At 39.5% G+C, this 6,669-nt stretch carries 6 protein-coding genes; 3 read left to right on the top strand and 3 right to left on the bottom strand.

Translation table 11 applies throughout. The features are described 5' to 3' along the window. Positions 1 to 904: 904 nt before the first annotated feature. Positions 905 to 2,044, bottom strand: coding sequence for a helix-turn-helix domain-containing protein (locus F6K57_RS34270; protein WP_293072380.1), 1,140 nt, complete (start codon positions 2,042 to 2,044; stop codon positions 905 to 907). Between the two features lie 351 nt (positions 2,045 to 2,395). Between F6K57_RS34270 and F6K57_RS34265 the strand changes: the two genes are divergently transcribed. Together F6K57_RS34265 and F6K57_RS34260 are read left to right on the top strand one after the other, a co-directional pair. Beyond that, the gene (locus F6K57_RS34265; RefSeq protein WP_293072378.1) at positions 2,396 to 2,683 is read left to right on the top strand and encodes a hypothetical protein; all 288 of its coding nucleotides are present in this window, start codon (positions 2,396 to 2,398) and stop codon (positions 2,681 to 2,683) included. Between the two features lie 52 nt (positions 2,684 to 2,735). Next, positions 2,736 to 3,740, top strand: coding sequence for a transposase family protein (locus F6K57_RS34260; protein ID WP_293072377.1), 1,005 nt, complete (start codon positions 2,736 to 2,738; stop codon positions 3,738 to 3,740). Positions 3,741 to 4,024: 284 nt separating this feature from the next. Here F6K57_RS34260 and F6K57_RS34255 read toward each other — a convergent pair whose 3' ends face one another. Both F6K57_RS34255 and F6K57_RS34250 read right to left on the bottom strand, forming a co-directional pair. Beyond that, the gene (locus F6K57_RS34255; RefSeq protein ID WP_293072376.1) at positions 4,025 to 4,498 is read right to left on the bottom strand and encodes a DUF1822 family protein; all 474 of its coding nucleotides are present in this window, start codon (positions 4,496 to 4,498) and stop codon (positions 4,025 to 4,027) included. Positions 4,499 to 4,690: 192 nt separating this feature from the next. Further along, positions 4,691 to 5,830, bottom strand: a complete 1,140-nt coding sequence (locus F6K57_RS34250; RefSeq protein WP_293072375.1) for a hypothetical protein — start codon at positions 5,828 to 5,830, stop codon at positions 4,691 to 4,693. A gap of 402 nt (positions 5,831 to 6,232) precedes the next feature. On the opposite strand from F6K57_RS34250, the gene F6K57_RS34245 reads away from it, so the two are divergent. Continuing rightward, positions 6,233 to 6,568 (top strand): hypothetical protein, encoded by a 336-nt coding sequence (locus tag F6K57_RS34245; protein WP_293072374.1) that lies wholly within the window; start codon positions 6,233 to 6,235, stop codon positions 6,566 to 6,568. The last annotated feature ends 101 nt before the right edge of the window (positions 6,569 to 6,669 follow it).

Genomic DNA, 6,669 nt, shown 5'->3' with positions numbered 1-6,669 from the left:
GCAGCGCGGTCTTGGGGGTTTCCCCCATGAGCGACTGCATCAAGACAACGAAAGTATTATCAACGAGGTATAAGGGCTAGGTCGCTTATAGAGTCTGGGTTTTAGCTTATTTCGTCGCCCCCCCAGCGTAGGAGCATAATCTAGCTAGTCATCCTAAGTCCTAGGTGAATAATATTTATGAACAAAATAGTCTTGAGTTTGTTTTGATTAATAACTGTTACTTTGGGATGCTTTGGTATTATACCAATTCCCTAAAATCAGCCTACCAATACTGTAACATAAATCCCTATCCTTTTTTTATTTGATAGGTAAAAATTAACTTGATTGAAAAATACTTTAAAAAAGCGATGCAGCGCTATGTAAAAAGCGTAAGTATTCAGCTATCAGCTATCAGCTCTCAGCTCTCAGCTCTCAGCTCTCAGCTCTCAGCTCTCAGCTTTTGAATAAGCGATGCAGCGCGGTCTTGGGGAGGCAGCGCGGTCTTGGGGGTTCCCCCCATGAGCGACTGCCGTGGTTTCCCCCATGAGCGACTGCATCAAGACAACAAGTAAGCATTGGTTTAATCTGAGTGAAGTCCCAGCGTAGAAGCCTGTGCCAAAAAGCTGAACGCGCACGCGTGAGCCTTTAGCTCACGGCTGACGGCTGACGGCTGTTCGCGTAGCGTGCGCGTAGCGCATATGCTTACTAAAAAGCTTTTTAATTCCCTGTTCCCTGTTCCCTGTTCCCTGTTCCCTGTTCCCAGCGCCTTTTAATTTTTAACATCCCTGAAAAGGTATTAAGCACCCTGAAACCATTTAGCTGAATGTCGAAGTTAAATCAATCACATCTTTGCAAACACCCTAGTATATTTTAAACTAGTATAAGTTGGGTTAATTATCTTTAAATTATAATGATTTTAGGCCAACTATTCCTGTATAGACTTTTTTATCTTAGGAGCGACTTCCTTAAGGTAACGTTGGTAGAAATGACTTAGTGTAGGAACACTAATTCCGAATAATTTAGATATTTCTTTCCATTTTTTTCCGTCTAGATAGGCTAAAGCGATAGTTTGAAACGTTGCTTCAGGATGGTTTCTAATATGCTTTTGAAATAGCCGATCAGGGTCTTCTGCAATGTATTGTCTTACTTTTTCAGACAAGGGAATATCTATTTCCGATTGTGGTATATTTTCGATAGTAATTGATTTTTTATTTAGTCCAGATAACGTTGATGATAAAGGGAGAGATGCTTGAGCCATCTCGAACAATAATGTATTGACATAAATTGGTTTTTTGGTTAGTAACTGGGATAAGTTTAATAAGACAATCAGGATAGAAAAAACTTGCCATCCCTGATCTATTACTGTAATTCTCCCTTTAAGGATTAGCTGAAACCAAAGCAAAACCGTATCAATTTTTGTTTTTTTAATCAGACGTTTCAAATCCGATTGAGTTCTAAAAACTTTGTTGTATTGAGATTGTAGAAAGGGTTCGTTAAGTTCTTTGCGGACTTCTTGTAACATCACATAAAGACGAAAATTCACCCACTTCATAAATTTGCCCTTGTCAGGATTGTAGACATTGATGTTTTGAAATACAAACCCTAAGGTTCTAATTACTGCATCTTGATAAACATCAATAGAAAAGCCAGGGGGATGGTACAGTTTGCCGGAAATTTGCAAAGCATTGATTAATTCTGTTAAAGCATACAGTCGTTCTTTAGTATGAGTTTTTTGTCCTTGCGCTTCTAGGGCGAGTTGTTCAAGGCGATAGTTATCTATTACCTTTTTAAAGGCCATATCTCGCCAAGATGTCCACTCTCTGTCAGAAATAAATTGTGGGCTATACCTATCAATAGTCTGCTCTAGATCCTGGGTTAGCTGTTTCTGCACTGCCTCCAAAATATCTCGATAAATACCAGATAGAGGTTGACCTTTGGATGGGCGGCAAATTTTACGCGATCGCAAAATTTGCTTAACCAGTGTTCCTAAAGCTTGCTGCCGCTCTTGAGTATCCCGTGGATAGCTTTGCACTTGGCATACCAGCTGCCTAATTTGATCTTTCATCGCTATCAATTAGAAAGACTGACCTGCTTACTTATCTAGCTGAGCTCACATTTTTATGGGTTAATTTACAAAACTTTATTTTTTGCCAGAATTATAGAATCGTAGGGTGGGCAGTGCCAAGCAACCCGATGGGCAAGCTTTGTGAATCTGTACGATGCACTGCCGACCAAACATCAATCGTTTGGGTCAATTCTGATCCGGAGATCCCAAGTGATTAATCCTAGGGTGGGCAGTGCCAAGCAACCCGATTGGCGTTGCTTAATAATGAAATGATAAGAGTTTTTAGGTGCGCTTTCCGCATCTAATTATTAAATTCGCCACGGGTCGCACCTGTGGAATGGGCATCTGGCTGTGGAATGGGCATCTTGCCGTGGAATGGTCATCTGGCTGTGGAATGGGCATCTGGCTGTGGAATGGGCATCTGGCTGTGGAATGGGCATCTTGCCCGTTTCATTTGTGCGCAGGCAGGATGCCCACACCACTGATATTCATTCCTTGATTCAGCAACGACAGAAAATGAGGGTGAGCTTTTTGGTGGTGCGTTACGGGGCGGACTATCCCAACACTGGCTACGAGGCGAAAAATCCGAGGCTTTCCGCCCCTAACGCACCCTACGCACTAGACCTCTCCAACAAATAAATTTATGGTAAAATAAGAGGATAATAACAGATTAATTTTAGTAATATTATCCATGAGTTATACTTGGAATTATATCCAGAAAAATCCTAAACAAACCAAACGATTGCTAGGGATAAATCATGAACAACTCTCTCAACTGATAGAACAAGCTAAGTTATTACATCGTCAACATCAAGAAAAAAATCAAAATCAAAAAGTCCGGCTAATTAAGCCTGGGGGAGGTGCTTCACAAAAATTATCACTTGAAGACCAAATAGTTTTGACGTTAATTTACTTACGACATCACATAAACTTTCAACTTCTAGGACTACAGTTTCAGGTGAGTGAATCTACAGCAAACTCTACTTTTAACTACTGGCAATCTCTTTTCAGGGAAGCTCTACCAGCTTCTTTATTAGAACAAGTAAAAAAGTGCGAAGAAGAGTCGGAGATAATTCGGGAAGCTTTGACTGAGTATGAGTTAATAGTAGATAGCGCTGAACAAGTCAGGGAAAGACCTTTGGCCGTAGGCCACGCTACGCGAACAAATTATCATCATCAAAAAAAATTCTATTCTGGGAAGAAGAAAAGTCATACATTTAAAAACCAATTTATTGTGTTGCCAAAAGGGGAAGATATTGTGGACGTAGTCGTGGGCAAACCTGGCCCCAAAAGTGATATAAATATTTGTCGGGAAAGTTTAAAAAAATTTGATGATAAACAACGACTGAGTGGAGACAAAGCTTATGTAGGAGAAGAACAAATAAAAACTCCCCATAAAAAACCAAAAAATGGTGAATTAACCTCACAGCAAAAGAAATATAACAAGCTATTATCTTCAAACCGAATATTTGTAGAACACGGAATTAGATTGGTGAAACTTTTTAAAATAGCAGGAGAAAGGTTTCGCCTAAATTCTAGTAAATATTCTGAGGTGATTTTGACAATATGCGGTTTAGTAAGATTGAGAACAGGAGCCTTAGTATTACAAGTAACAAAAGCGTCTGAAAGTGCTGAAACAATTGAGGTTGTATCTGCTCATAGTTTTGGTGCTAAATTAACATCAATAGCTTCGTAAAGCCTATTATAGCGTTAATTCAACGTAAAATTGACTTGGTCAATTTGAGGGCTGAAAAGCAGTTACTGAGATACTTTCAAGTTTTTGGAGAGGTCTACTAAACAACCTTCAACCTTTTAGAATGTATAATTTAGAATTTGGAATTTGGAATTCTGCCTTCTGCCTTCTGCCTTCTGCCTTCTGCCTTCTGCCTTCTGCCTTCTGCCTTATGCCTTCTGCCTTCTACATTCTTAATTCTACATTCTTAATTCTACATTCTGCATTCTGACAGAAAACCTTCAACATTAAACCTCTCGACTATCGGTGGATTTTCTGGGTAAATCCTGAAGGTATTCTGGAAAATATGCCATCGGCTGCAACTGCCTTAACGGTAACTCATTAGTTGTAACATTTTCCACAAATCCCAGCAGTTTTGCTTCTGTCAAGGAGTCATTCAGTTGCACCGCTATATAACCAATTCTGTCTTGCAAAACTTCTTCTGGGACGTAAACAAACTCGGCATCTGGTGAGACTGGTTTACATTCGAGCTTGCCATAATTTTTAACCACTAAATCAGCCACATCTAGGAATGTCTGCATGATCGAATTCTGGCTATCACTAGAGTCTAAATCAGTTTCAAATTCTAGACCCTGTAAGTACTGATTCACTGCATACACCGCCAAGGTATTGAGATAAACCTGTTCGGCTTTTTCCAGATTAGATTGCTGTTGGCAACGCTTCTCTGCTAGCTGATGGGCTGCTTCTGGTAGTGTGACCATAAGTAGTATGAGTATAATTTGACAGGCTGGTGTGGCTGAGCAATCTCTCTAGTTTAGCCTTATCAATCAATTATCAACTCTATGGGTAGTAGAATATAGATAGTAATAATTTAATTTAACCCCTACAGTTGATGTAGGTTTATGTATGGATAAGATTAAGCAGCGATTTTTTTTATATCACTTTTAGCTCATTTAGTCTTCTATATATCTCTTGATTTCAGGGGCTAATTTTCTAAGATTACGTTGAAAGAAGTTATTAAGGGATGAAATTTTAATTCCTAAACAATCCGATATCTCTTGCCATTTTTGTCCGTCGAGGTAGGCTAACCCTATCACTTGCAAGGTAGCTTCAGGATGGTTTTTTATATGTTTCTGCAAGAGCTTTTCTGGGTCTTCTTTAAAATAGGATCTGACCTGGTCATACAACGTCAGTTCTGTTTGCGGTTGTGCCACAGTCTCTAGGGTAAGCGATTCCCCAGTGTTCTCAGACAAGTGTGAGGAAAAAGGGAGAGAGGCTTTAGCCATCTCAAACACTAATGAATTTCCTTTTTTCCGGTCTTTTAGGATTAACTGGCACAACAAAAATAATACTATCAGAATTTTAGTAATATTACTGGCCTGGGTCTTGTCTGTAATCCGGCCTTTGATGGTTAGTGTTATCCAAACAATCACATGATCTAGTTTGGTGCTTTTAATCAGAGCGCTCAACTGATATTTAATTCTGACAATTTTGCCAGATTGAGCTTGGATAAATGGGTCAGTCAGGTCTTGTTGAGCCTTTTTTAACATCTTATCGAGGCGATAATTGACCCAGGCTATAAATTTTCCTTTTTCTCGATTGTAGTGATTGAGGTTTTGATAGACATAATACAATGTCCGATTCACAGCATCATCATAGACCTCACGGGAAAATTTGCCTCGATGGCAAAGCTTACCGGAAAGCTTAAGGGCATTGAGCAATTCCGTTAAGGCATAAAATCCCTCTGGGGTATGGGGTTGGTGCCGTTGTGCTTCTAGGGCTAGCTGCTGAAGACGACCCTCGTCGAGTACCTTCTTAAAAACACTATCCCGCCAAGAGGCCCACTCCTGATCAGAAGTTATTCGTAGATATGGGCTGTCAAGATCATCCTCAAGTTCATGGTTGAGCTGCTGCTGTACGGTCTGATAGATCTCTAGATAGATGCCAGATAAAGGCTGACCTGGACATGGGCGACACACTTTACGGGTACGCAAAATTTGCTCAACCAATTCTGCCAAAGCCTGGTTCCGCTGTTGATTTTCCGGAGTATAATGTTGTATTTGAAGCACCAGATGTTGAATTTGCTTGTTCATGACCACCGATTCAGAATTCTTGTCTAATTAGTTATTAGGGTAAATTCCAAGTTTTCTGCAATTCGTTACAAAACTTTATATGTGTTTATTTGTTTGTCTAGTGAGGTGCACAAGGAAAGCAAAAAAACCTAACATGCTTAATTTTTTTTGTAATTAATGTACTTCATTAGAATATAAAAAAAAATTTTTTACAAAACTTTATACTCTGTTGTAGAAAAATTGGATTTTCGGAGTGATTAATAAAGTGAGGGCAATCAAAAAAGCGTAATCCTCTTAATGGCAAAACCGATAATAATGTGCTGTGTAATAGGGTTGATTTACTGCTAATTTGCTTACCCGTCACCCTGGAATAAAGATTTGCTTCCAGGAAACTTAAGTTAAGTTAAATCCAGGAGAAAAATTATGTCTATTTCTGCTAATCCAGATCTGTTTGTTGATTTAAATCAGAAAGATGCTGAAACAATCAGTGGCGGATACGAGGTGTTCACGATTCGGAACAAGACCAAATACAATGTCCACTACTTTGTCGATGGTAAACTAACGAAATTCCCGAAACCTGGTAGTAGTTCAGTATGGACTGCGTACAAAGGAGGAATCATTAAATTTGACATAGACGGCCGAAATAATTACAAATTGTGGAAAAAATACAATTTGGCCAATGGAGGAGTGTACGAATTTAAAGACAACAAATCAACTCCTGGGAATCCATACGATATCGACCTCTATCGTGTCGCCTAATCGGTAAATCTCAAGTGGATTTACGGGGGTTGAATCTCTGAGGTGAAACTGTCCTGTCTCAGGTCAGCTCGAACAAGAAATCTCAGGGGCGCAAGCTCAAG

Source organism: Moorena sp. SIO4A5 (genome assembly GCF_010672005.1).
GTDB lineage: Bacteria > Cyanobacteriota > Cyanobacteriia > Cyanobacteriales > Coleofasciculaceae > Moorena.
The sequence above is the reverse complement of the archived record's forward strand: the minus strand, read 5'-3'. Positions and strand labels throughout refer to the sequence as shown.